At 55.8% G+C, this 24,389-nt stretch carries 20 protein-coding genes, 1 pseudogene and 1 riboswitch; of the genes and pseudogenes, 4 read left to right on the top strand and 17 right to left on the bottom strand.

What is annotated here, in order from left to right; all coding sequences use genetic code 11:
- Nucleotides 1-105: 105 nt before the first annotated feature.
- Complete coding sequence (locus C173_RS14430; RefSeq protein WP_036725926.1) at nucleotides 106-1,527, bottom strand: glycosyltransferase family 4 protein; 1,422 nt, start codon at nucleotides 1,525-1,527, stop codon at nucleotides 106-108.
- 195 nt (nucleotides 1,528-1,722) lie between these two features.
- Here C173_RS14430 and C173_RS14435 point away from each other — a divergent pair, with 195 nt between their 5' ends.
- Complete coding sequence (locus tag C173_RS14435) at nucleotides 1,723-2,964, top strand: GGDEF domain-containing protein (RefSeq protein ID WP_036725927.1); 1,242 nt, start codon at nucleotides 1,723-1,725, stop codon at nucleotides 2,962-2,964.
- A gap of 127 nt (nucleotides 2,965-3,091) precedes the next feature.
- On the opposite strand, the gene ypfJ is transcribed toward C173_RS14435, so the two are convergent.
- The 11 genes and pseudogenes from ypfJ to hemA all read right to left on the bottom strand — a co-directional run bounded on the left by ypfJ (nucleotide 3,092) and on the right by hemA (nucleotide 15,104).
- On the bottom strand, nucleotides 3,092-3,952 hold the full coding sequence (gene ypfJ, locus C173_RS14440) for a KPN_02809 family neutral zinc metallopeptidase (RefSeq protein ID WP_036725929.1): 861 nt from the start codon (nucleotides 3,950-3,952) through the stop codon (nucleotides 3,092-3,094).
- Between the two features lie 194 nt (nucleotides 3,953-4,146).
- Nucleotides 4,147-4,698 (bottom strand): hypothetical protein, encoded by a 552-nt coding sequence (locus C173_RS14445; protein ID WP_036725930.1) that lies wholly within the window; start codon nucleotides 4,696-4,698, stop codon nucleotides 4,147-4,149.
- Between the two features lie 182 nt (nucleotides 4,699-4,880).
- A complete protein-coding gene (locus C173_RS14450) occupies nucleotides 4,881-5,300 on the bottom strand; it encodes a hypothetical protein (protein ID WP_036725933.1) in 420 nt (139 codons plus the stop codon).
- Between the two features lie 771 nt (nucleotides 5,301-6,071).
- A pseudogene (locus C173_RS14455) lies at nucleotides 6,072-6,797 on the bottom strand (RluA family pseudouridine synthase); the annotation flags it as partial.
- A gap of 125 nt (nucleotides 6,798-6,922) precedes the next feature.
- Nucleotides 6,923-8,224, bottom strand: coding sequence for a glutamate-1-semialdehyde 2,1-aminomutase (gene hemL / locus C173_RS14460; protein WP_200869542.1), 1,302 nt, complete (start codon nucleotides 8,222-8,224; stop codon nucleotides 6,923-6,925).
- A 24-nt stretch (nucleotides 8,225-8,248) separates the two neighbouring features.
- Entirely contained in the window at nucleotides 8,249-9,247 is a 999-nt protein-coding gene (gene hemB, locus C173_RS14465) for a porphobilinogen synthase (protein WP_036725935.1), read from the bottom strand.
- A gap of 142 nt (nucleotides 9,248-9,389) precedes the next feature.
- On the bottom strand, nucleotides 9,390-10,937 hold the full coding sequence (cobA, locus tag C173_RS14470) for a uroporphyrinogen-III C-methyltransferase (RefSeq protein WP_036726083.1): 1,548 nt from the start codon (nucleotides 10,935-10,937) through the stop codon (nucleotides 9,390-9,392).
- Between the two features lie 91 nt (nucleotides 10,938-11,028).
- On the bottom strand, nucleotides 11,029-11,973 hold the full coding sequence (hemC, locus tag C173_RS14475; protein ID WP_036725936.1) for a hydroxymethylbilane synthase: 945 nt from the start codon (nucleotides 11,971-11,973) through the stop codon (nucleotides 11,029-11,031).
- A gap of 197 nt (nucleotides 11,974-12,170) precedes the next feature.
- Nucleotides 12,171-12,818: a precorrin-2 dehydrogenase/sirohydrochlorin ferrochelatase family protein gene (locus C173_RS14480; RefSeq protein ID WP_036726084.1), complete on the bottom strand. Its 648-nt coding sequence runs from the start codon at nucleotides 12,816-12,818 to the stop codon at nucleotides 12,171-12,173.
- 61 nt (nucleotides 12,819-12,879) lie between these two features.
- Entirely contained in the window at nucleotides 12,880-13,707 is an 828-nt protein-coding gene (gene ccsA / locus C173_RS14485) for a cytochrome c biogenesis protein CcsA (RefSeq protein WP_036725938.1), read from the bottom strand.
- 5 nt (nucleotides 13,708-13,712) lie between these two features.
- Nucleotides 13,713-15,104: a glutamyl-tRNA reductase gene (hemA, locus tag C173_RS14490; RefSeq protein WP_036725939.1), complete on the bottom strand. Its 1,392-nt coding sequence runs from the start codon at nucleotides 15,102-15,104 to the stop codon at nucleotides 13,713-13,715.
- Between the two features lie 331 nt (nucleotides 15,105-15,435).
- A riboswitch (purine riboswitch) is annotated at nucleotides 15,436-15,538 on the top strand.
- Nucleotides 15,539-15,662: 124 nt separating this feature from the next.
- Between hemA and C173_RS14495 the strand changes: the two genes are divergently transcribed.
- Genes C173_RS14495 through hpt form a run of 3 tightly spaced genes read left to right on the top strand, consistent with a single transcriptional unit; the run spans nucleotide 15,663 to nucleotide 18,328 of the window.
- On the top strand, nucleotides 15,663-16,223 hold the full coding sequence (locus C173_RS14495) for a phosphoribosyltransferase (protein ID WP_036725941.1): 561 nt from the start codon (nucleotides 15,663-15,665) through the stop codon (nucleotides 16,221-16,223).
- Between the two features lie 32 nt (nucleotides 16,224-16,255).
- Nucleotides 16,256-17,770, top strand: coding sequence for an IMP dehydrogenase (locus tag C173_RS14500; protein ID WP_036725942.1), 1,515 nt, complete (start codon nucleotides 16,256-16,258; stop codon nucleotides 17,768-17,770).
- A 30-nt stretch (nucleotides 17,771-17,800) separates the two neighbouring features.
- Nucleotides 17,801-18,328, top strand: coding sequence for a hypoxanthine phosphoribosyltransferase (hpt, locus tag C173_RS14505; RefSeq protein ID WP_036725945.1), 528 nt, complete (start codon nucleotides 17,801-17,803; stop codon nucleotides 18,326-18,328).
- Between the two features lie 423 nt (nucleotides 18,329-18,751).
- Here hpt and C173_RS14510 read toward each other — a convergent pair whose 3' ends face one another.
- Genes C173_RS14510 through C173_RS14530 form a run of 5 tightly spaced genes read right to left on the bottom strand, consistent with a single transcriptional unit; the run spans nucleotide 18,752 to nucleotide 24,376 of the window.
- Nucleotides 18,752-20,314 (bottom strand): glycoside hydrolase family 76 protein, encoded by a 1,563-nt coding sequence (locus C173_RS14510; protein ID WP_036725946.1) that lies wholly within the window; start codon nucleotides 20,312-20,314, stop codon nucleotides 18,752-18,754.
- Between the two features lie 56 nt (nucleotides 20,315-20,370).
- The gene (locus tag C173_RS34990) at nucleotides 20,371-21,429 is read right to left on the bottom strand and encodes a glycoside hydrolase family 76 protein (RefSeq protein ID WP_036725949.1); all 1,059 of its coding nucleotides are present in this window, start codon (nucleotides 21,427-21,429) and stop codon (nucleotides 20,371-20,373) included.
- Between the two features lie 18 nt (nucleotides 21,430-21,447).
- Nucleotides 21,448-22,524, bottom strand: coding sequence for a glycoside hydrolase family 76 protein (locus tag C173_RS34995; RefSeq protein ID WP_036725950.1), 1,077 nt, complete (start codon nucleotides 22,522-22,524; stop codon nucleotides 21,448-21,450).
- A gap of 42 nt (nucleotides 22,525-22,566) precedes the next feature.
- A complete protein-coding gene (locus tag C173_RS14525; RefSeq protein ID WP_036725951.1) occupies nucleotides 22,567-23,454 on the bottom strand; it encodes a carbohydrate ABC transporter permease in 888 nt (295 codons plus the stop codon).
- A gap of 34 nt (nucleotides 23,455-23,488) precedes the next feature.
- Complete coding sequence (locus C173_RS14530; protein ID WP_036725954.1) at nucleotides 23,489-24,376, bottom strand: carbohydrate ABC transporter permease; 888 nt, start codon at nucleotides 24,374-24,376, stop codon at nucleotides 23,489-23,491.
- Nucleotides 24,377-24,389 lie beyond the last annotated feature (13 nt).

Genomic DNA, 24,389 nt, shown 5'->3' on the forward strand with positions numbered 1-24,389 from the left:
TCCCTGAGACAAGCCCAGAGTATAAGCCCAAAATGTTACTCCCCTCATGTATATGCTTCAATCAGGCAGGCATGACAACTTTGCCGCTTCAATTGCGGACAGCGCCTATCCCAGGGGAGGAAGGGCCGTACGTGCATCAGGAATAGAGTAGTGCTGCGGAAGCTTGACACGCATCGTTACGGCAAGCGGATTCCCCGGATCACCCTCGTTAAGCACATCTGCCGGATGAAAAGCTGCCGGCAGCGCACCCGCGCCCGGTTCTTCCCCAAACCGGAGGTGATCCGGAATTCCCGGCCGGCCCGCCCGCAGATTGACCGCTCTCTGGTATACATGCAGCGTACCCGCAGCCATGACATCCAGCGAACGGGTCTGCTCTGCCCAGTGCTTAGCCTGGAGGCCGGTGCGTCTTCTCAGCCCCTCATCCCCCAGCAGCTGCTCCATCTGCAGGGCGAGCTGAGCGGCATCTCCGGGAGGAACAATCCAGCCCGTCTCTCCCTGCCGGACCATCTCCGGCATGCCTGCGGTTCCGGCGACAATCGGCGCGATCCCGGCAAGCTGCGCTTCTGTAACCGAGAAAGGCTGCGTATCCTGGAGTGAGGGCTGCACATAGATGTCGGCAGCCCGGAGTGCAGCCGGAATATTGTTCAATTTCCCGGTGAAATGGACCTTCCCGGCGATACCCAGCAGGCGGGCCTGCTCCATGAGCTCCTCCAGGAGGCTGCCGATTCCGGCCACCGCACAGATCCACCGCTGACAGCGCTGCTCCAGAATGCCTAGCGCCTCTATCAGCACATGGACGCCTTTAATATATTCAAGACGTCCGGCATACATGATTACAGGGATTCCTTCTGCAAATTGAAGCGGTGGCGTCTCTGCGGCCCTGGCTGCATATTGATGCAGGTCCAACCCGTACGGCAAGGTATGAATACGGTCCGGGCTGACCCCCAGGCTCTGCGTAAGCTGTCCGATCCACTCCGAAGAGACCAGAATCTGGTCAGCCGCCTGGGCACCCAGTGTCTCAAGCCTGCGGAAGTAGCTCCAGATCGGCCGCTGCTCATAGGCCTCCCGGGTCAGTCCGGGCTCAAGTCCTTTGTACTCATAGTAGGTCTCCTTGGTCAATGCCCCATGAACACTTGCGACCAGCGGAACAGGACGGCGCATGATCCGCCGCAGTGCATATGTGGCTATAGGGTCCTGGGCATGAATGACATCATATTCCTCCAGCCCCAGCACAGCGGCGCCGCCCTCGAATACGTAACGCCCCAGCTCAAAGCTGAAGATGCCATGCTCCAGATGCAGCGAGGGGAACCGGCCGATATCAAGCTGGGGCAGCAGCAGCGAATAGAAGGCTTTTTTATCAAAAGACTCCGTCCGGTTGAGCAAATACAATGTATTGTTCTCCACATGGCTGCCCATCAGTGTAACGGAATGGCCCTGCTCGCCCAGCTTGTCGGCCAGCTGCTTCATATACGTCCAAATTCCGCCCATATTGGTGAGGCCCCAGTAGGTGACCAGCAATATCTTCATGCATTCCTCTCCCCGGCTATAGATGTATTTAGGTACAGGAGCAGTCTGCTCCACCCTAATCAGAATAGTATATGTAGGCTGCGGGCAGGCGGAAAGGGATATATGATCATTCCCTGCAAATTTCAAAAATATCTTTTAATCAAGAATCATCTTTTCGGGTATAATCGGTATAAATCCTGAAAGGAAATTTCCGACATGTCAAAAGCGAGGGTATTTGACCTTTTTCTATTTGTCGCATCCCTGGCTATAGCCTTCATTCCCGCGCATGCTGTAGTCCTGGACGCTACCTATATAAAAGCATTACTGCTATACACTATCTTCTCCAGCATCTACTTCCAATTGCGGATTGTGACCCGGAGCGGGAACTCAACAATCGATTATGCCATCAGCTATACCTCCTCCTTCGGGATTTTTGCCGGTCCGCTCGGCACGCTCCTGTTCGAGACTGTATACCGGTTCATCGTATATTTCTATAAAAAGAAAACAAAAACCGCCGATCCCGGAGAGTTCCTGGATACCTTCTACAATATCGGTTCGTTCACACTGGGCGGCTCTGCTGCGTACTATCTGTATACGGCGCTCTCTCCCCTGGCGGACAAGCTTCTTCTCGGATACTGGCTGTTGTTCCTGCTCGTGGTCTGCGTTACCACCCTGCTGTCCTCCACCTTCCTGGTGCTGACCTTTGCCTTGTCGGGAGATATCAAGACACGCCGGGAAGCGAGGAACCTACTGTTCCGAAGCCGGAATCTGCTGGATTTCAGCAAGGTGGCTCTTAGTAATGCTCTGCTGCTGCGGCTGCTGCAAATGGAGAAATGGGAGATGCTGATCGCCCTGTTCCTGCTCAACTATGTAGTCAGTATCTCGTTCTATTCCAAGTCGCAGAGTGCCCAGCACAAGTATGAACGCGACAAATTCGAGCAGATGGCTTACCGCGACTTCCTGACCGGAACCTATAACCGGGCGCATATGGACAAGATGATGAAGGAGCTGAACCAGGGCGGGGAGTACATCGGGATTGTAGTGGCGGATATCGACCGGTTCAAAAAAATCAATGACAGCTACAACCACGCCGTTGGTGACCGGGTCATTGTTCATTTTGCCAAGACGCTGCAGAAGCATCTGCAGGAACAGGATGTTCTGTTCCGCAGCGGCGGGGAAGAGTTCACGCTCTTCCTAAGGGGCAAGACCTTCGAGGAGTGCAGAACGCAGATTCAGGAGATTCTGGACAGCCTTCACGGTCACACCGTAAGTGCAGAATTCGAGGAGCAGATCATCCGCGTGCCCTATTCGGCATCCTTCGGACTCTTTTACTATAAGGCAGACCCGGATCAGAAGACCTCTATGGAAAAAGGGTATGTCTACGCCGACCAGCTCCTGCTGGAGTCCAAGAAGCTTGGCCGCAACCGTCTGTCTTACCGGAATGATGTGCAGCCGTAAGCACATGTTCCGCGCAGGGGAACTGCGTGGGAGGGGCCCTCATAATAATATCCCAAATAAGAACAAGAGCCGCTCTCCGTCAAGCGGATGGGCGGCTCTTAGTGTTCCTATTTCGGAATGCCGGCGGCTACAGTTCAGCAGCCTTAAAGGTATCTCCACCGGCAATCGTGCCGGAGTTAAAACCCTTGTAGAACCAGCGCTTGCGTTGTTCGGACGTTCCGTGTGTGAAGCTGTCCGGCACCACATATCCCTGCGCCCGCTTCTGGATCGTATCATCACCCACCGCGCTCGCAGCAGTCAGCGCCTCTTCGAGGTCTCCTTCCTCCAGCAGATTCATCCCCTGGGCATGATGGGCCCATACCCCGGCATAATAATCGGCCTGCAGCTCGAAGCGGACCTGAACCTTGTTGAATTCAGTCTCGCTGAGACGCTGGCGCTCTGAATTCAGCTGCTCGGAAGCGCCCAGCAGCGTCTGCACATGATGACCCACCTCGTGGGCAATCACATACGCCATGGCGAAGTCACCCGGCGCCTTGAACTGCTGCTGCAGCTCATCATAGAAACTGAGGTCGATATACAGGTTGGCATCCCCCGGGCAATAGAACGGGCCGACGGCCGAGCTCGCGGTTCCGCAGGCAGAGTTCACGCTGCCGCTGTAGAGCACAAGCGTCGGGTCCTGATAAGTCATCCCCTGCTCCTTGAAGATATCGGACCAGACATCCTCGGTATCGGCCAGCACCACGGATACGAACTCGGATAACTCCTTCTCCTGGGCGCTCTGTTCATAAGGGACGCTTGAGTTCGTGCCCGAACCCGTTGAAGTCAAATTCCCCATAATATCGCCGATATTCCCTCCGCTCAGCAGCGTAACAATCACTATAATCACAATCCCGCTGATTCCGCCGCCAATCAGCTTGCCCCCGCCTCCGCCGCCGCGGCCTCTGCGGTCTTCCACATTGGAACTGCCTCTTCTACCCTGCCATTTCATGGCCTTCCCCCCAGTTATGAATACTCGCGCATGCTGATGTATTTGTACTTATTACTGTTATACCCATAATTGCAGGGGTGCCACTCTCTTGAACAGCGGAGCCGGTCTGTCGACAAATGGAAACAGCATAGCAAAACCCCTCCACAGCCGCAGCCATGAAGGGGTTAACATCGTTTAAATGATGGAACAGCTGTTTATTTTGCAGCTTTGGCCGCACTTAGAATGGCCTTCAGGTAACCTTGAGTATCCACCAGAGTTGCACCGCTTACAGCGTCAACAACTTGCTCTTTGCTTTTGTTAGTCAGTGTAGCTTCAAGGGATTTTATAGTTTTGCCTGTTGCGAATTTCTCGATAGCCGCCAGGTTCTTGTCATAGGCTACTGTCGATTTGGCTTCTTCCGTCATGTGCTCACTGTAGTATTTGGCGTTGGCCTTCTTGGAGGCCAGCACCATATTAGGGTCTTTGTAATTCTTTCCAAAATCCTTGTCCGAGTTCGGTACGCCAGTGGCTACATCGGTGCCCAGGAACTGATAATCATCCAGCGAAGCCGCAACGATTACGCCATTCTGGACTACAGCAACCGCTACGGTGAAGCATTTGGTGCCATGGGCAGCCGCTTCCACCCGGCCTACCTTAAGCGGTGCACTCGCTGCCGAAGTGACATTGTTCAGAGCGCCGCTGTTCCCTACCCCGACAAGTGCCAACGAGATGCCGGCCACGAGCATTAACTTAGTAACTTTTTTCACAAATATTCCCCCAGTTCATCAAATAGACTGCGCTTACATAATATTTTTATCAATATATTGGAAGCTCGTCAGTTACAAATGTTACTGGAAATCTGCAAATATCTGGATTGTAAATGCGCAGAGGGAAATTAAAGGGGATATTTGGAGACCAAGCTGCCAAAATAGCAGTCAGCCTCCATAGATTAGCTGCAATTCTCTTTAACCGTCACCTTGTCATTCGTGATTATTACCTTGGAATATCCGGATAAAGTTTCGGTGTAGGAGCATACTCCGATGGTTTTGGGAACGTCCGGTTCTCTCGGGTCTGAATACTTCAGATAAATTCCGCCTTCACCGCTTAAGGTCAGCCGGGGCTTAATTTTTAATGTTTTTCCGCTTTTGAGTATCTTGCCAACTTCGTCTGCTGACGCCTCCGCTGCTGCGCCGGTTACCACTCCTGTCTCCTGAATACTCAGCTCAAAGTCCGATTGATTGTCTACCGTCACCCGGAAGCTCTGAAGCTGGGCAACCAGACCCAGTACACCGTAGTTGTTGTTCAGTTGCACAACCACCATTATTCCGGCGGCAATCACCAGGGTCGAGGCGGCTAAGATTCCTAACACTCTGCGATTCCATCTCAATCTCACAGCCAGATCATCTCCTCATATTAGTAAGACGGGCTTGAGCGCGGAAATGTATCAGAGGACACGTGGGCTAACTGGTGGCTACAATGAAATAAGTGGAAAAAGGACAACTGTTCACCAGTAAATCTACGAATATCCGGCAACAGTTGGAACAACAACACTTATATAACCTGAAAATAAACATATAGGACATATTGAGAAAATTAGATGCCCTAAATCCACTTAACGTTCCCTGGAGAGTAATAGTGCGTAAATAATCCACTTCTTGTTCGATGTTTCGGCTGGGGGAGGTCACACTGAACAACAACTAAAAAGCCGAGCCGCAATCCTCCAGATATCAGAGAAACGCGGCCCGGCTGGGCATGGCATCTATTGAGTTACTTAACTTCACGGAGCCGATTAGGTAATGGCCTACTCCTGATCTACGCCGCCGATTTGCTCGCGCAGGCGGCGCAGATCCTCCGGCCAGGGATCTGATACCTCGATCTTACTTCGGGTCCAGGGGTGGGCGAAAATCAGCTTCTCGCCATGCAGTGCCTGGCGGTCGGAACTCTCCTGCTTCGCCTTGACTCCCGGCTTCGAAGGTGGAGCTGGCGGCTGCTTGCCTTGGACTTGCAAACCAGGGGTAAGGCCTGCCTTCTCCTGCTCTTCGAACCAGGCCGTAATGGCAGATTTCACCTGACCAGGCTCCGAACGAAGGGGCTGCTTCTCCTTAAGGCTGTTGCCGGAAGGAATGCCCGCAGTATGCCAGGCCGATCCTCCATAGAGGTCGTCCCCGAAGAGCGGATGCCCCGCATGGCTGAGGTGGACACGAATCTGATGCGTCCGGCCCGTCTCCAGCTGCAGCTTCACTACGGTCCCGCCGGGCAGGGCTTCGCGTCCCACAATCCGTGTTACCGCCTCCTGCCCTCCCGGGGATACCCGCCTGCGCGCCGCATGATGGCGGTCACGGCCGATCGGGGCATCGATCACCGTAAGCTCCGGCGGCACTGTGCCTTCAACAATCGCGGCATACAGGCGGGATACGTTCTTCTCACGCATATCCTCATCCAGCACAAGCTGGGCGTATTCGTTCTTCGCATACAGTACAGGTCCGGTAGTATCCTTGTCCAGCCGGTGGATATGGCGGACGGCAATCCCTCCGCCGGAGGCCGCATAATGCGCGGCTACGAGATGATCCAGCGTCACTTCCGTGCTGCTTCCGTCCGGATGAACCGCCAGACCCGCAGGCTTGTGGACCACAAGGCAGAAGTCGTCCTCGAACAGCACCTCAGCCGTAGCCTCCTGCCATACCGGCTCTATTCCGGCTTCCCGGTGAGGGAATAGGGCCAGCCGCAGCCGGTCGCCCCGCCACTGGATGCCGTTCTCGCGGCGCAGCCGGGCGTGCAGCTTCGCTGGCATCCCGGCTACGCCCAGCAGCCAGGCATCGATGGCGGCCTGCTTGTCGGCAGCCGCTGTAATGATCCGGCCAGGCATGGCTTCCAGCCATTCTCCGCGCCGGGTCCACTTGCCGCCGCCCGCGAAGGGGCCGCTGGCGCCATCACTTCCGTCTTGGATCTCGCCGCCGCCATGCTGGCCGGACAGCTCCTCCGGTCCAGCCGTCATAGCGATTTCAGGGCCTGGTAATGGCCCGCAATCGTATCGTCAATATCCTGCTCGCTGTGCGCAGCAGATACGAACATTCCCTCGAACTGGGACGGCGGAACGCTGATGCCCTGATCCAGCATTTTACCGAAATAACGCTTGAACAGCTCCAGGTTACTGGTCTTGGCCGTCTCGAAGTTAATGACCGGCTCCTCCGTGAAGAACGGACATACCATCGAGCCCACGCGGTTAATCGTCAGCGGAATTCCCGTCTCCTGCGCATTGCGCTTAAGTCCGGCTTCCAGTCTCGCGCCAAGCGACTCCAGACGGGTGTAGACCTCAGGGGTCAGCAGCGCAAGCGTGCTGTAGCCCGCCGCCATCGCCAGCGGATTCCCGCTGAGTGTGCCCGCCTGATAGATCGGGCCGGACGGGGCGATCTGCTCCATGATCTCTCTTTTGCCGCCGTAAGCCCCTACAGGCAGACCGCCGCCAATCACCTTGCCGAAGCAGGTCAGATCCGGGTCCATCCCGAACAGCCCCTGCGCACATCCCCGGTCCACACGGAAGCCGGTCATCACCTCGTCAAAAATCAGCAACGCCCCGTACCCTGTCGTCACCTTGCGGAGACCCTCCAAGAAGCCCGGAAGCGGAGGCACTACGCCCATATTTCCGGCGATCGGCTCAACGATGATAGCGGCAATCTCGTTGCCGTAACGTTCAAACGCGATTTTGACCCCGTCCAGGTCATTATAAGGTACCGTGATCGTATTCACGGCCACACCTTCCGGCACGCCCGGACTATCCGGCAGCCCCAAGGTCGCCACCCCGGAACCGGCCTTAATCAGCAGGCTGTCGGCATGGCCGTGATAGGAGCCTTCGAATTTGAGGATTTTGCTGCGTCCGGTATAGCCGCGGGCCAGTCTGATCGCGCTCATTGTCGCTTCCGTTCCCGAGTTCACCATGCGGACAATGTCCACCGAGGCTACGCGTTCTACCACGGTTTTGGCCATTGCGGTCTCAAGCAGGGTCGGCGCGCCGAAGCTTGTCCCTCTGGCCGCAGTCTCCTGCAGCGCCTTCACCACCTCAGGATGGGCATGTCCCATAATCAGCGGTCCCCACGAGCAGACGTAGTCAATGAAGCTGTTGCCGTCAATATCGTAGATCCGTGAGCCTTCGCCCCTCTCCACATAGACCGGGGTCAATCCTACAGATTTGAATGCCCGGACTGGGCTGTTCACCCCGCCGGGAATATATTGTTTTGCCTCTTCAAAAGCCATGCGGGAAGCCTCTTCCCGGCGGTTCAACGGCATATTGCCCATGCTTGTTCCCTCCAGTTCCTGATCCTAGCCGCGCAGCCAACGGGCTGCGTCCTTGGCGAAATAGGTAATAATTATATCTGCTCCGGCGCGCTTCATGCCGGTCAGCATCTCCAGCACAACCGCCTGCTCATCGATCCAGCCCTGCTGCGCAGCCGCCTTGACCATCGAGTACTCACCGCTGACGTTGTAGGCTACAAGCGGCAGATCGAACTGGTCGCGGATGGTGCGGATGACATCCAGATAAGCCAGCGCAGGCTTCACCATCAGCATGTCCGCGCCTTCCAGCACATCGGAATCCGCTTCGCGAACGGCTTCCCGCAGGTTGGCCGGGTCCATCTGATACGTCTTGCGGTTGCCGAACTGGGGAGCGGAATCCGCTGCTTCGCGGAACGGGCCGTAGAAGGCGGAGGCGTATTTTACCGAATAGGACATAATCGGCACCTGCTCGAAGCCATTCGCATCGAGTCCGGCACGGATCGCCTGCACGAATCCGTCCATCATGTTGGACGGCGCGATAATATCCGCCCCTGCCCGGGCCTGCGAGACCGCCGTGCGGGTCAGCAGCTCAAGCGAAGCATCGTTGATTACATCCCCGTGCACCACACCGTCCACCGTATGGGTATGCACCATGCCGCAGTGGCCGTGGTCGGTGAATTCACACAGGCAGGTATCGGCGACAACCAGTAGGTCGGGATACCATTTTTTGATCAGACGCGTGGCTTCCTGCACAATGCCATCGTCTGCGAAGCCGGACGAGCCAACCGCATCCTTCGTCTCGGGAATACCGAACAGCAGTACCGCCGGAATGCCGAGGGAAGCAATCTCATCCACCTCCGCCTTCAGCGTATCCAGCGAGAAATGATAGACGCCGGGCATGGAGCTGATCTCATTCTTCACACCTGTTCCATAGGTTACAAAAATCGGCTGGATGAAATCCAGCACATTCAGAACGGTCTCGCGCACCATGCCGCGAATACCGGCCGACCCGCGCAAACGGCGGTGTCTGGTTATTGGAAAGCTCATTTGTTGTATCCTCCTGTTCAGTAAGTATATAATCACATCTATTCGTCTTAAGCAGTATTGAGATGTTAAAGTTATCGCTGCCAGTAGGCCAGACCCGATTGCAATGCTCAAAGACAATGCTGACAGATCCGGCAGGAACAGGCTATCTCAGCCTCGTCGATTCATTCCAGCGGCATAGCTCCTGCACCAGTCCTTCGATGGTGGCTTCTTCCGGGAGCAGTCCCGGAGTGAGGCCCGCTTCGACTGCGGTCTGCTCGGTAACCGGGCCGATGCAGGCAATCTTGACGCCCGCCAGCAACTCCAGCGGATCTTCCAGGCCCATTCTCTTCAGAATGCCGAGGAAATTGCGCACCGTGGACGAGCTGGTGAAGGTTACCGCATGGATGCGCTTCTCCTCCAGCAGCTTCACCAGCTCAATATCATCCTCCCCGGTGACAATCGTCTCATACGTATCCACCTCGGTCACTTCCAGCCCCAGTTCCCCGAGCTTCGCCGGCAGCCACTCACGCGCCAGGTCGCCGCGCGGAAGCAGCACCTTCTGCCCGGACTTAAGCTCGGGGCCGAAGGTTTCGATCAGCCCTTCCGCCTGAAAGCGTCCGGGCAGCTCCTCGGAGATCAGCCCGCGCTCTGCGAGCGCCGCAGCCGTCCCCGGTCCCACAGCGCACAGCCGCGCCCCGTGCAAACTGCGGATATCCAGCTTCTGCTGCGTCAGATGACGCATGAAGAAGTCTACGCCGTTCGGACTGGTGAAGAACACCCAGTCGTACGCCGCAAGCCCGCCAAGAGCCGCAGCGATCTCCGCCTGCTTGCCCGCATCCCGCTGCATCACCGTCTCAATGACCGGGAACTCATACGGCTCGCCGCCCAGCTCCTCGATCCGGTCCACCAGCTCACTTGCCTGTGCGCGTGCCCGCGTCACTACAATGCGCTTGCCGAACAGCGGCAGCGCCTCCACCCACATCAGGTGCTCCCGCTGGAGCACAACATCACCGACCACAATAACCGCCGGCGGCTGAAAATCCGCTGCCGTAACCTTCGCCTCAATATCGGCCAGCGTGCCGGTCAGCGTCTCCTGATCCGCACGGGTTCCCCAGCGCACCAGCGCCACCGGAGTTTCCGGCGGACGTCCGTGCTTCATGAGCTGGGCGCTGATGTAGCCAATTTTGGCGACACCCATCAGGAATACCAGCGTGCCTGTCGCATTCGTTACTTTATCCCATTGAATGGAATGATCCAGCTTATCCGGGCTCTCATGGCCGGTAATAATCGACAGGGAAGACGATGCCTCCCGGTGGGTCACCGGAATACCGGCATACGCCGGGACGCTGATGGCCGAGGTAATGCCCGGCACAATCTCATAGTAGATGCCATTCCTGCGCAGCAGCTCCGCTTCTTCACCCACCCGGCCAAAAATCACGGGGTCCCCGCCCTTCAGACGCACCACCGTTTTGCCCTCCAATGCGAGATCTACCAGCAGCTGATTAATATCCTCCTGCTTCATCGTATGGCGGTCCGAAAGCTTGCCTACGTATATTTTCTCACCGCCGGGCTTCATCCATTTCAGCAGCCTTGGACTGGCCAGCCTGTCATAGACCAGCACATCGGCCTTCCGGATACACTCCAGCCCCTTGACTGTAATCAGCTTCGCATCCCCCGGACCTGCACCTACCAGATATACCTTCCCCGCCATCTCCGTCATCCCCTTATCCCTCTACACATGCGATTCTGGCCTGCATAAGCTTCTCCCCAACGCACACTATTCCCTGTCTAACCCTTACCCCTTATTCCCTTACATCTGCCAAAATCTTCTCCGCACCTCTGGCCACCAGCTTACGCGCGACCTCCGAACCCAGCTCCACCGGATCATTGCCGGTGCAGGTCTCCTTCAGAATGACTGTGCCGTCCGGTGTTCCGACCATTCCGGTTAACGTTATGGACGGACCTGCAGCTTCGCCTTCCGGCTCAAGGATCGCGTAAGCGCCGATCGGCACCTGACAGCCGCCGTTCAGGGCGCCCAGGAAGGTCCGCTCCGCTGTCACCGTGAGTGCCGTGCGCTCATCATTATACAGCGCCAGCAGCTTGCGCAGTTCCTCATCGTCCTCACGGCACTCAATACCGAGTGCTCCTTGGCCTACAGCGGGCAGGCAGACCTCAGGCGGCAAATATGCCGTAATCCGGTCCTGCCAGCCCATCCGCGACAGCCCCGCTGCTGCCAGCAGAATCGCGTCATATTCGCCGCTCTCCAGCTTCTTCAGCCGCGAATCAATATTGCCGCGTACCGGCTCAATAAGCAGATCCGGCCGGAGTGCAGCCAGTTGGCTGGAGCGCCGCAGACTGCTTGTTCCTACGCGCGCGCCTTGCGGCAGACCCTCCAGGCCCACTCCGCTATTAGAGATCAGAACGTCGCGCGGATCTTCACGCTTCGGCACCGCACCATTCATCAAGCCTTCCGGCAATTCGGAAGGCATATCCTTCATGCTATGTACTGCCATATCAATATCCTTTGCCAGCATCGCCTGTTCAATTTCCTTGACGAACAGACCTTTGCCGCCCACTTTGGACAGGGTCACATCGAGAATCCGGTCACCCTTAGTCACAATCTTATGCACCTCAAAAGTAAAATCAAACCCATGCTCTCCGCTAAGCCGCTCCAGATCAGCAATCACATGCCCCGTCTGCGTTAAAGCCAGCGCACTTTGTCTGCTGCCCACGATAATCTTCCGCATGCCCACTCCCCCTGTTCAAGTCAGTCCCTTATTCCATCCGCCGCCGTAACTATCCCCTGAATTTGCTCGATTGAGCTGATTCGGCCGTATTCAGTTGTATTTATACACCTCATTTGCTCGAATGAGCTGATTCGGCCGAATTAAGGGCATTTTTGCCCTTGCTTTGCTCATCTCGGTAGCCCAGCTACTTAAGCCCCCTATTCCTCCCGGTTGCGCGCCACCCAAGCCTCAATCTCCTCGGCCGTCCATGGTATAAAGGTGCCCTGCCGCAGCTCATTCAACACATCCAGCTTCCCCAGCCGCCGCAAGAGCCGCGACCGGTTCTCTGCCGCTGGCTCCAGCTGCTTAATCGCTGTCCGCAGCTCATGCAGGAAATCCAGATACGGCTCATATTCCTCGCCAAGCAGCCCCGCAATCTGCTGCGTAATATCCGCAGCCGCAGACGGTCCCGCCCCGGAGGTCGAGACCGCAACCGTCAAGCGCCCGCGGCGGAGCACGCCGGGCGTAATGAATGTGCCCGCCTCCGCATGGCTGCCCACATTAACGGGCAGCCCCAGCTGCCGGGCTTCCGCGGCAACGGCCTCGTTCACCGCCCTATTATCGCTGGCGGCATAGACCAGAACCGCTCCCTGGAGATCCCCGGGAGCATAGGGGCGGCTGATCCATTGCAGCCGCCCCTCATCAGCCATCGCAGCCAGCGTCCCGCTGAGCGAGGGGCTGATCACCACCAGTTCCGCGCCTGCTTCCAGCAGCGGACCCGCCTTACGTGCAGCCACCGCCCCGCCTCCAACGATCACCACGCGCCGGCCTTCCACATCCAGCATAATCGGCAGATACTTTTTCATCCTGCTCACTCCAGCTCTCCCCAGCACTTCCAACTCGCTCTCATCCATCGTCCATCCCACTTCATTCCCCGCCCCAGCCATGGAACTCCGACCAGGAATTCAGCAGGAAATTAAGAATAATGAAGCCGTAACCCGCAATCGCCCAGCGGGCCATGACTGTACCGCTTCGGCGGCCGGAGAACTTCAGCACAAGGTAGACGATGTAGACGCCCAGGCCCGTAAGTGTAGTCAGGACCTTCGTATCCTGAAACAGCGGTATCCGTCCTTCCGCGACAATCGACAGTCCCGCCAGAATCAGCGAAGCCAGCAGCAGCGGAACTCCGGCCAGGATCGCCGTGTAGGAATATTTGTCCATCGTCTCCAGGCTGGGCAGCCTGCGGACGCGGTCATCCCACTTCTTATTCTTCAGCTTCGTATGCAGGAACAGATACATTATCGCAAATACCATCCCCAGTGTCAGTGCGGCAAAGCTCAGATTCGCCAAAATGACATGCATCGCCAGCCACCCGTGCACCGCACTCCAGCTCTGCAGCGTATGATCCTCTGCCGTCAGCCATACCCGGTTCAGCAGAAATACGCTGAAGCCCGCCATGCTGAGCAGCAGCACCGTGAACTCACCGCCGCGTGTATACGTCACGGCAAACGAGGTAACCACCATGCTGAAGGAGAACCAGAACAGGAAATCATAAGGCGTGAAAATTGGCAATCCGCCCTCCTGGGAGAAGCGGATCGCAAGGCCGGTCAGCTGAAGCAGACCTACGACAGCAAGAAGCCCTGTGCCCAGCCGCTTTCCGCCCGGATTGCGCCGAAGGCAATCCGAGAAAACAAACAGCAGGCTCAGGGCATATAGCAGCAGAGCGGCATCATATATTCCGTTCAGCAGTAGCATGTTGCTCACCCGCCCAGCAGACCGGCTGGGGTAAGCACCGCTCCCGGCCCCCGGATCTCTCCGCCTGAGGGCCGTTCAGCAGAGCTGCGCTGATGCGGTTCAACACTTCCACCGGCCGGAGCTGCATCCAGCTGCTCCTGCAGAGCGAAGATTTGAGTGAAATACTCCAGTGCTTCATTGCCCTGCTTGCCGCCGGACATCTCCTTGATCACATTGATCGGATCATGCATCATCTGGTTGACGATGCTCTTGGTCAGCCGGCGGATCACCTTGCGCTGATGCTCATCCAGCTCAGGCAGCTTGTTGAACAGACTATCCATCGTTTCTTCATATATTCCGTTGGACTTGTCCTGCAGTGCACGGATCACTGGTCTGACGCCCAGCGTCTTCAGCCATTGCTGGAAATCCGCCATTTCGCCTTCAATCATAACCTCGATCTTGGCGGCTTCACTGCGGCGCATCTCCAGATTGCTCTCCACAATGCCTTCCAGATCATCGATATCATAGAGGAATACATCCGGCACACTGGCAGCAGCAGGGTCAATATCGCGCGGCACAGCAATGTCGATCATGAACAGCGGCCGTGAAGGGCGGCGCTTCATGCCCTCGGCTACCTGGGCAGCCGTCAGCACATAGCCGTCTGCCCCCGTAGAGCTGATCACAATATCCACTTCATCCAGAGACTTCAGCGCCTCTTCAATCGTGCTGGGCTTACCCGAGAATTTCTCGGCCAGCTCGATAGCACGGGACAAGGTACGGTTGGCGACAATCACTTCCGCCGCGCCGCTGCTGTACAGATGCTTCACCGTCAGCTCGCTCATTTTGCCGGCGCCGAGAATGAGCACTCTTTTGCCGGTGAACATGCCGAAGATCCGCTTCCCCAGCTCCACCGCCGCATAGCTGACCGACACCGCGCTCTCGCCAATCGAGGTCTCACTATGCGCACGCTTGCCGAGCGTCACCGCCTGCTTGAACAGCCGGTTGAACCAGGTTCCGGTAACCCCTTCCGCCTGAGCCGTCAGGAAGGCACTGCGCACCTGACCCAGAATCTGCGTCTCGCCAATCACCATGGAATCCAGACCGCAGGTGACACGCATCAGATGGGCAATCGCCTGCTCGTCTTCATATATATACATATGTTGCGTAAATACATCACTTCTTACTCCGAACCACTGCTCCATGAAGCTGCGGATGAAATATCCGCACATATGAAGGCGGTCCACGACCACATAAATTTCCGTCCGGTTACAGGTGGCGACAACGACCCCTTCCAGAACGCTCTTCGTCTGCAGCAGCTGATGAAGCGCAGCAGGCAGATCCTTTTCGGCAAAAGCGAACTGTTCCCTCACCTCTACGGGAGCCGTACGGTAATTCAGGCCAACGACGACAATATGCATCGCTTGTTCACCATCCTAATCTATATTCATTGGTGTAGGCTCTGTTACTGCTTAGCAGCAAATATTAGTATCAATTTCACAAGATCTCAAATCGCTGTGTTAAGTATATCACATCAAAATACGGCTTTTAACAAAACCTTTGAACTATTTATGAATTGCAGATAATAATTATTATAAACAAGTACATAAGTTATGGAATATAACATATTGATGAAATATTGACACACTTTATTGCGGATGATAGCATATAACAAATGATCTGAGTTAAGTTTTATAACATATGTAGCAAAAATAATCTGATTATCCGTATCCAAGTTAGCATCACGTCAGTTATATCTCTTCAAACCTCTCTTGTATAAGCCCGTTAATCCGGAATGGGCGTATCTACAGGCAACCGTAAATTGCCCCAGGCTACAAGAGGCCAGACCCCCTGCTGGATTAATCAGTGTGAGCTCACGGGCGAAACCGTGCTTTTCTCCGCTGATGTATCCTGCTTTGGACTGCGCCTCCTTTAGCCTGGGGTTTTTGACATCCATTATAATAGAAGGAGTGAGGGCAATGAGTCCATCCTACGCAAGCTTAAATGAATCGATCCGTGAGGCCAAGAATGTGAGGATCTACAAGAACAAGGACACCGCCTATGACTTCAAGCTCTACCCTTTCGGAGAACGCGGTACGTACATTGCCCCCGAGCTGATCCGTGAAATCACTCACAATCTGGCGGATGCTGTAACGGAGCAGTTTCCCGATTTTGATTACATTGTCTCCCCTGAACCCGGCGGTCATACCTGGGGGATGCTGGCTGCCTATAAGCTGATGAAGCCGATGAATATTCTGCGGCTTAGCACGGAGCTGTATGAGAATTATGAGGTTAGTGTCAGACGCGAGACGGCGTATAATGAGAATTATATCTATTTTGACGGCTTCTCTGCCGGTGACCGCGTGCTGCTGCTGGATGATGTGATTAGTTCAGGTGCTACGATCCGCTGCATTGCTGCTCAGTTGTCCGTGATGGGCATAGAGCTCGTCGGTGTGCAGGCGATTCTGGCCAAAGGGGAGCATTACAAGCAGCTGGAAGCGGACATTGGAGTACCCGTCAGATTTTTGTCCCAGGTATGAGTTGTAAAAAAATAGCAGGGGAGTGACAAGCCATGGCTTTTTATTACGAGCAGCCTTCAAGAACCTTCAGTGAGTTCCTGCTGGTACCCAGCCTGACCACCAAAGATTGCATTCCCGCAAATGTGGATCTTAGCACACCGGTAACCAAATTCCGGCGAGGAGAGACCCCGGCACTGACCATGAACCTCCCCGTGACTTCGGCCGTAATGCAGGCGGTATCCGACCATAACATGGCGATTGCCCTGGCCAAAAGCGGCGGCATCTCCTTCATCTATGGCTCGCAGTCTATCGAGCAGCAGGTCGAGATGGTCCGCCGGGTCAAAAAATTCAAGGCCGGCTTCGTCCTCAGCGACTCCAATTTGCGGCCGGAGGATACCCTGCAGGATGTGCTGGCGCTCAAAGCACGCAGCGGCCACTCTACCATTGCCATTACGGACAACGGGGAACCGACTGGCAAGCTGATGGGGATTGTCACCAGCCGCGATTACCGCGAGAACCGGCTGCCTCCGGAATGCCCGATTACGGAGTTCATGACTCCGCTCGCTTCGCTGATATTCGCGCGGGAAGGTATTACCCTGACCGAAGCGAACGACATGATCTGGGACCACAAGCTGAACTGCCTGCCGATTGTAAATGCCGGCGGACATCTCGTCCATCTCGTCTTCCGCAAGGATTATGACAGCCACCAGGAGTATCCGCTGGAGCTGCATGACGGCAACAAGCAGCTGATTGTCGGCGCGGGTATCAACTCCAGGGATTACAAGGACCGTGTACCGGCGCTGGTCGAAGCCGGGGCAGATGTGCTGTGCATTGATTCCTCGGACGGTTACTCGGAGTGGCAGGCGGAGACCATCCATTATATTAAGGAGACTTTCGGGGAGAGCGTGAAGGTCGGCGCGGGCAATGTTGTTGACAAGGAAGGCTTCCTGTACCTCGTAGAGGCAGGAGCAGATTTCATCAAAGTCGGTATCGGCGGCGGCTCCATCTGCATCACCCGGGAGCAAAAGGGCATCGGCCGGGGCCAGGCCTCCTCTGTCATCGAAGTGGCGGCGGCCCGCCAGGAATATTATGAGCAGACCGGCATCTATGTCCCCATCTGCTCGGACGGCGGGATTGTCCATGATTATCATATTGTGCTGGCGCTGGCGATGGGCGCTGACTTCGTGATGCTTGGGCGCTATTTTGCCAGATTCGATGAGAGTCCCGGACGCAAGCTGCTGGTCGGCGGGAACTTCGTGAAGGAATATTGGGGCGAAGGCTCCAGCCGGGCCCGCAACTGGCAGCGTTATGACTTCGGCAATGCCGATAAGGAGAGCAAGCTGGAGTTCGAGGAAGGCGTGGATTCTTTCATTCCCTATGCGGGACGGCTTAAGGACAATCTCGATCTCAGCATCAGCAAAATCAAGTCCACCATGTGCAATTGCGGCTCGCTGACCATCCCGGAACTACAGCAGAAGGCCAAGATTACCCTGGTCTCCTCGACAACGATCTTTGAAGGAGGCGCACATGATGTTATGCTTAAGGAAAAGGACAGATCATCCTCGTGATCACATCCTAATCCATAAGGAGCGTCAACCATGACCCAAATTACCAAAGTTCTGGTCAGCAAGGACCAGCTGCAGCAGCGAGTACAGGAATTGGGCGCTGAAATATCGCGTGACTATGAAGGCAAGGAACTGGTGCTTATCGGCATTCTTAAGGGCGGGGCCGTCTTCATGTCTGATCTGATGCGTGAGATCACCTTCCCGGTCGGCGTCGACTATATGTCGGTGTCCAGCTACGGGGCAAGCTCCACCTCCTCCGGCGTCATTACGATCAAGAAGGATATCGACATGGATATCCGCGGCAAGCATATCCTGCTGGTCGAGGATCTGATCGACACCGGCCTGACGCTTCAGCATCTGAAGGAGCTGTTCGCCCTGCGCGAGGCGGCAAGCGTGCGTATCTGCACCATCCTCAGCAAGCCTTCCCGCCGTCTCGTCAATGTTCCCATCGACTACAGCGGGATTGATATTCCCGACGAATTCGTCGTCGGCTATGGCCTGGATTACGCCGAGCAGTACCGCAATCTGCCGGAGGTCTGGATCGTAGAGACCGGGGACTAACAGGGTCAGATTTAAAAGTTGGAGTGGGCGCGATGAGTGGGCTCTAACGGACCTGATAGACCCTATTCCCAGGAAAACGCCCCTTTTTGAGGTTTAACGGACGGAGTGGACCTTATCGTCTCTCTACGAGATGGTTAAGATTAGAAATTCCAAGAATAAGCTCCATGGGGTCCGTTACTTTGCCCAAGCGGTAGCTTTCATCTGGAATAAGCGCGCCCCAGTCCGTTACACCTTGCCAAACGCCGCAATGAACAACTCCCATCTTCATCTTTAAATCTGACGCTGTACTAGAACTAATAAGCAAGCAGAAGGGAGCGCCAATTACGGCGCTCCCTTTGTGCTGCAATATTACCTCAGGACCCAGAAACTCCTGCGTGCCCTTGCTTTTTGCTTTAACAATCCGCCTGTTCTGCCGCCCCGCATTTACAGCCCGCTCAGCAAATCAACATTCAGATAATTCGTATTTCCGAGTGCACTGTTATACCCGAGTTGAATAGTGTTCGAGCCTGCATTCAGCGGAATCGTGACGGATACCGTTCCGTAGGTGCTCCAGCTGGAGGTAGAATTGAATACCAGATTGGAGGCTGTTACCACGCCGTTCACTTTCACGTAGCGTGAAGCATTGCCGGCCGCCGCCGCGTAGCGGAAGGTGACGGTTCTGGTTCCGGCCGTATTCTGGTTGACATAGAAATCAATGGAGGTGCCGCTTGTGTTCCATCCCCCGACATACCCTCTTCCGCTAAATCCGGCATTGGTGCTCTCATTGATCATCCCGCCTCCCCCAACCAGCGTCCGCACTGCGTTCTCCGCTTCATAAGCCCCGTTGCCCGCAATGTACCCGGTGTAGCCGTCGGCGGGAACGAGCTGCAGAATAGAAGCGCCCGCAGCGGCGGCCAGGCTCTGCACATAGGAGGAGCCTGTATTGCGCAGCCAGTCGCTGCCGATGATTCCATCGCTTACGCGGCGGTGATTCCAGGCCTGCGTTGCATTCTGCTGGAGAAAGTTCAGGTATTGCGGCTGTCCGCCCAGCGTACGGAGACGGTTCAGGTTGCGGGCGAAGACCATCTTGAAGCCCGCGGCATCATTCTCCCCTTCATACATCAGAGTCTGGGCTGATACCATTTTGTTAACGGCATACCCGGCTGCATTATTGGCATCCGTAAGGTAGGCGGCAGTTCCGGTAGCCTGATACAGGGACACAGCCGCCCCCAGGAACGTTCCGTAATTGTAAGTGAAGTCCCAATCCTTAACGATACCGCTGCCTGCACCTTCAATATGATCGTTGATTTTGCTGCCGCCAACCAGGGTAGATTTGGTCCAGTTATAGATTTGAGTAGCCTTGGTCAGATAAGCAGGATCACTGTAGGCACTAGACAGCTTGACTGCGGTCATGACCATCGGGGCATTCGTGGCCATATTCTTCTGGGCGTTGGCCTGGCCCGGCACATGGGCGTCCCTTCTCCACCAGATCCCGCCGCCGTACGTGCTGTCCCATTCGCTGTAGATTTGGCCAAACAGGAAGCTGGCGCGGTTCAGATACTCCGTGGTTCCAGTCAGTTCATAGGCTCTTGCGCAGGCCAGCGCCCACCAGCCCAGGTCATCGTTGAACGGATTTGTCATCATATCCGGGTATTTGGCGTTGAATCCGGTGTAGATCTCATCGATCATCGTGCGGTAGACATTGCTGCCCGTGCGCTCGTAGGCATCCATTACGGTCTCCCAGAGCTGTGCCTCCCACCAGAAGTCGGTGTAGAGACCCCCGTTCGGCCCATGGGCATGTTCAGAATAAATCTGGTGATCGCTGTTGGTATAGAAGTATTTGGCGGAAGAATCATAGAATACTTGCACAAAAGAGTTCATTGCAGCATCAGCATTGGAGACGGTGAAAGCCTCTGCCGTACTTCCCGCACCGGGAGACGGTACAGACAGAGACAGGGACAACAGACAGAGAACTGCGGCCGTTCTTACTTTCTTCCAGGTGAACATTACCAAATACCCCCTTCATTTGTACATCCAGTCCACAACCGTCAGGCGGCAGCGGGCTAATGGCTAAGCTTGGCTGCCCCCTCAAGCAGCATCAGACCGCTGAGCTGTACACTAAGCTGTACCGGCAGTACGGGAACCTGCTCCCAAGAGGGTCCGCACAGCCCCAGCGTCCGGTCCAGCCCTTGCGCCCATAGCGTACGGGCATTGGCCCATATGACTTCACGGACCCGGTCATTTCCGGGGAAATGCTGCTCCAGCTGTACCAGATAGCGGATCAGAATTCCCTTGAACAATCCGGTGTCGTCAATCCCTTCATCCGGCAGCAGCAGCGAATCAGAATGGCATAAGCGGCCGATGCAGGCCTCAGCGGTCCGGCGGGCATCTGCGGCATAGCCGGAATCGCCGGTGACACGGCAGAGCTCTATCCCCGCTCCCACGAACACGCCCTGACAGTAAGTGAATTCCCAGTCGTAATCGATCTGCCCATCGCCCTGCCGGTTCATTCCATCCCATACGAACCCGGTGTCAGGGTCAACCAGATTAGCCTGGTTCCAGCGGTAAATCCGGATCGCCCAGTTCAGATCCTCTTCATGCCCAAGCAGCGAGTATAGGCGGGCGGCCAGAATACCGGCCGGGGCATTCGCCGGCGTGTTCTTGTAATCCAGCTGATCTTTTTTCCAGGACATGCCGCCCCCGCAGTGCTCATTCCAGGCCGTCTGAATATCCGCCCATAATTCAAGTACAGCATTCAGATATTCCGCTTCACCGGTAGCCTGATGCGCCCGCAGCAGCGCAAGGGCAGTCCATTCCATATCATCATAATAATTATGCTTGAACGTCCCGCCGTTATAAGCATGCAAGCTGCGGCTCAGGCCGCGGATGCGTTCGGCATATCCAGAATCCCGCGTCCGTTCGTAAGCATCGGTCAGAGCATCAATGACATGCGCCTGCCACCAGTAGTAGAAATTGTCGCCTGCCCTGCTGTATTCCCGCGGATACCACTGGCTCATAATTCCGCTGTCCGCATTATAGTAGTGCCGCCACAGGGAGTCCTGGAGCCAGTCTGCACGCGCTGCCCAGTCTTCTAATGATGATGTCCCGTTGTAATGATCCATACGCCACCTCCTCCTATTCTAAAATGAGGTTCGAGTTTTCGGCTGCCCGGTCCCTGCAAGCACAGCCATCCGCTCCAGCAGCTTCATGCCGCTCAGCTGGGTGCTCAATTGCACAACGCCTGAAGGCGGCGTAGTCCAGTCAGGGCCGAACAGCACCTTGTCTGCCGGCTTGCCCTGGTCCCACAGCATCTCTGCGTTGCTGCGCAGGAAGGCCGTAGCGGCGCCGTCTTCCGGCCCGGCCAGCGCCAGTTCTGCCGCATAGCGGACCAGAATGCCCTTGAAGAGACCGGCATCGCCGCCGCCCTCATCCGGAAGTATACCGGAATGCGGGCCAGCCAGCTCCTTGACCGCTGCGGCGAACGTGCGCCGGGCCTCCTCAAGATAGTCACGGCTTCCGGTAACCCGGTACAGCTCGATAGCCGCACCGATATAAACACCCTGATTGTACGTATATTTCCAATCCTTATCGATCCGGCCGTCACCGGTACGGTTCATCCCATCCCAGACGAAGCCTGTGTCCGGGTCCACCAGACGGGATTGCTGCCAGTTATAGAGCGCGTGCGCCCACTCCAGGTCCTGCGGATCTCCGAAAGCCTGATACAGGCGGGCGGCAAGGATGGCCGCCGGTGCATTGGCCGGGGTGTTCTTGTAATCCAGCTGCGATTTCTGCCAGGCGATGCCGCCCCCCGAATGGCTGTTCCAGCCGGTTCTGATATCCGTCCAAAGGATAAGAACCGTCTCTTTGTACAGCTCATCTCCCGTTGCCTGATAAGCGCGAAGCCAGGCCAGGGCCATCCACTCCATGTCGTCGTACAGCTCATTGGGCCATACTCCGTCATTGCGGCGGAGCAGCCCCCCATGTAGAGCGGACAGTCGTTCGCGGTACTTAGCAGCCCCAGTCCGCAGCAGGCCGTCGACCAGCACATCCACGGCATGGGCCATCCACCAATAATGAAAGACTGTATTACATGCGCCTTCCGGACATGGTGTCTCAATGTCATACATTCCGATGTCTTCGTTCCAGAAGAATACATCCAGCGCTTCCTGCGCCGAGTCCGCCCGTTCCGCCCATTGTTCAAGCTCTATTTGCTTCATATGGTCTCTCTCCCCGTCTATAATTTGCCTCCCTTAGTTGGCTCAGCCTTTGATGCCGCTGAAGGCAATCCCCTGTACAAAATAACGCTGCAGCGCCAGGAACAGCACCAGTATCGGCAGAATCGCCACCAGCGCCCCGGCCATCATCGGCCCGTAATCCGTCTGAAAATTATAAGAAAAAGCCTGCAGGCCCATCTGAATCGTCGCCTTGTCCGGATCATTCAGCACGATCATCGGCCACAGGAAGCTGTTCCAGCCGGCCTGGAAGGTGAAGATGCTCAAGGTAGCCAGCGCTGGACGGGTAAGCGGCAGATAGATCCTCCAGAAAATTTTGAATTCCCCGCAGCCCTCAATCCGGGCCATCTCCAGCATGTCAGTGGGGAGCGTAAGAAAAAATTGCCGCATAAAGAATACAGCGAAGCTCCCGGAAGCGCCGGGAAGAATAATGCCCCAGAAGGAGTTCATCAGTCCATTGCCGCCCCCGCCAAAAAGATCATTGCCCCCGGCGAACGGAATATGGCGCATCACATACACTGTCGGGATCATGGTCACAATGCCGGGAATCATCATTGCCGCCAGCAGCACGCGGAACACCGGCTTGTTCAGCCTGAATCTCAGCTTCGCAAAGGCATAGCCGCTAAGTGATCCGAAAAACAGGTTAGCCAGGACGCCCGACACGGCAAGCACGAGCGAATTCCAGAAGAATAAAGCAAACGGCACCGTTGAAAAGGCTTTGCGGTAATGCTCGAAGGTCAGATGCTTCGGAAACCACTGGATCGGCATCGCAAAAATCTCATCATCCGGCTTGAGTGAGGTTAGCAAACTCCAGTAGAATGGCAGAAACATAACAACCGCTATAAGGATACATACAATATAGAAAATGAGCTTGTAGAGGCCCTTCTTCAAGGCCGAACCCCCAGTAACACCCATCCTGCAAACCTCCTTTTTCCTGGACAAGCTGCCCCTAAATGATCGATTCCTCCGCTTTGGAGACCCGCATATTAATCAGCGAGAAAATAAGAATGGCTACAGCAAGCACAAAGGCCTGCGCCGAGGCATAGCCCATCTGCAGCTGATTGAAGCCCTGCTGATAGATTAGGTAGACCGGGGTCTTGGTCACATTGGCCGGACCGCCCTGCGTCAGTACAAAGGCCTGGTCAAACAGCTGCAGCGCACCGATAATCGCCATCGTGCTGACCAGAAAGGTAGTTGGCCGCAGCTGCGGCCAGGTGATGAAGCGGAAGCTGTCAAATGTATTCGCCCCGTCCAGCCGTGCCGATTCATAGAGATAATCCGGGACCCCCTGCAGACCGGCCAGATAAATAATCATATTGGAGCCGACGGATTGCCAGAGGGTGAGCATTACAATGGACAGCATCGCCGTACTTGTCTCGGACAGCCAGGCAGGACCGGTAATGCCCACATAGGACAGCAAGCCGTTCACCAGACCGAATTCCGGATGCAGCAGCCAGATCCATACGGTGGCCGCAGCTACAGCCGACGTCAGCGTGGGCAGATAATAGAAGGTGCGGAACAACTTGACTCCCTGCCACGCCCTGCTCAGCAGCATGGACAGCAGGAGGGAAATGATAATATTCAGCGGAACAAAAATAATCGAGTAGAAGAACACATTCTTGAACGTTTTCCACAGCAGGCTGTCTTCAATCAGGCGGCGGTAGTTGTCCAGGCCGACCCAGTCATTCTGGCTAAGCACATCATAGTTGGTGAAGCTTAAATACAGGGCCATCACTACAGGTATAACTGTAAACACAGTGAACAGCAGCACCGTAGGCGTAATGAATACATAAGCCGTCCGGGCTTCGTGCCGTTCCACTTTTCTCATGGAAGCCATACAACTCCCCCTC

The sequence above is a fragment of the Paenibacillus sp. FSL R7-277 genome, from assembly GCF_000517965.1.
Lineage (GTDB): Bacteria > Bacillota > Bacilli > Paenibacillales > Paenibacillaceae > Paenibacillus_AQ > Paenibacillus_AQ silagei.

What these genes read in the sequence shown, in the direction of transcription:
- hemA (WP_036725939.1), bottom strand. Translation starts at nt 15,104, where the DNA reads ATGCATATTGTCGTCGTTGGCCTGAATTACCGTACGGCTCCCGTAGAG.
- hemB (WP_036725935.1), bottom strand. Translation starts at nt 9,247, where the DNA reads ATGAGCTTTCCAATAACCAGACACCGCCGTTTGCGCGGGTCGGCCGGT.
- C173_RS14530 (WP_036725954.1), bottom strand. Translation starts at nt 24,376, where the DNA reads ATGGCTTCCATGAGAAAAGTGGAACGGCACGAAGCCCGGACGGCTTAT.
- C173_RS14510 (WP_036725946.1), bottom strand. Translation starts at nt 20,314, where the DNA reads ATGTTCACCTGGAAGAAAGTAAGAACGGCCGCAGTTCTCTGTCTGTTG.
- C173_RS14435 (WP_036725927.1), top strand. Translation starts at nt 1,723, where the DNA reads ATGTCAAAAGCGAGGGTATTTGACCTTTTTCTATTTGTCGCATCCCTG.
- ccsA (WP_036725938.1), bottom strand. Translation starts at nt 13,707, where the DNA reads ATGCTACTGCTGAACGGAATATATGATGCCGCTCTGCTGCTATATGCC.
- C173_RS14430 (WP_036725926.1), bottom strand. Translation starts at nt 1,527, where the DNA reads ATGAAGATATTGCTGGTCACCTACTGGGGCCTCACCAATATGGGCGGA.
- C173_RS14480 (WP_036726084.1), bottom strand. Translation starts at nt 12,818, where the DNA reads ATGAAAAAGTATCTGCCGATTATGCTGGATGTGGAAGGCCGGCGCGTG.
- C173_RS34995 (WP_036725950.1), bottom strand. Translation starts at nt 22,524, where the DNA reads ATGAAGCAAATAGAGCTTGAACAATGGGCGGAACGGGCGGACTCGGCG.
- hemL (WP_200869542.1), bottom strand. Translation starts at nt 8,224, where the DNA reads ATGGGCAATATGCCGTTGAACCGCCGGGAAGAGGCTTCCCGCATGGCT.
- C173_RS14495 (WP_036725941.1), top strand. Translation starts at nt 15,663, where the DNA reads ATGAGTCCATCCTACGCAAGCTTAAATGAATCGATCCGTGAGGCCAAG.
- cobA (WP_036726083.1), bottom strand. Translation starts at nt 10,937, where the DNA reads ATGGCGGGGAAGGTATATCTGGTAGGTGCAGGTCCGGGGGATGCGAAG.
- hemC (WP_036725936.1), bottom strand. Translation starts at nt 11,973, where the DNA reads ATGCGGAAGATTATCGTGGGCAGCAGACAAAGTGCGCTGGCTTTAACG.
- hpt (WP_036725945.1), top strand. Translation starts at nt 17,801, where the DNA reads ATGACCCAAATTACCAAAGTTCTGGTCAGCAAGGACCAGCTGCAGCAG.
- C173_RS14500 (WP_036725942.1), top strand. Translation starts at nt 16,256, where the DNA reads ATGGCTTTTTATTACGAGCAGCCTTCAAGAACCTTCAGTGAGTTCCTG.
- ypfJ (WP_036725929.1), bottom strand. Translation starts at nt 3,952, where the DNA reads ATGAAATGGCAGGGTAGAAGAGGCAGTTCCAATGTGGAAGACCGCAGA.
- C173_RS34990 (WP_036725949.1), bottom strand. Translation starts at nt 21,429, where the DNA reads ATGGATCATTACAACGGGACATCATCATTAGAAGACTGGGCAGCGCGT.
- C173_RS14525 (WP_036725951.1), bottom strand. Translation starts at nt 23,454, where the DNA reads ATGGGTGTTACTGGGGGTTCGGCCTTGAAGAAGGGCCTCTACAAGCTC.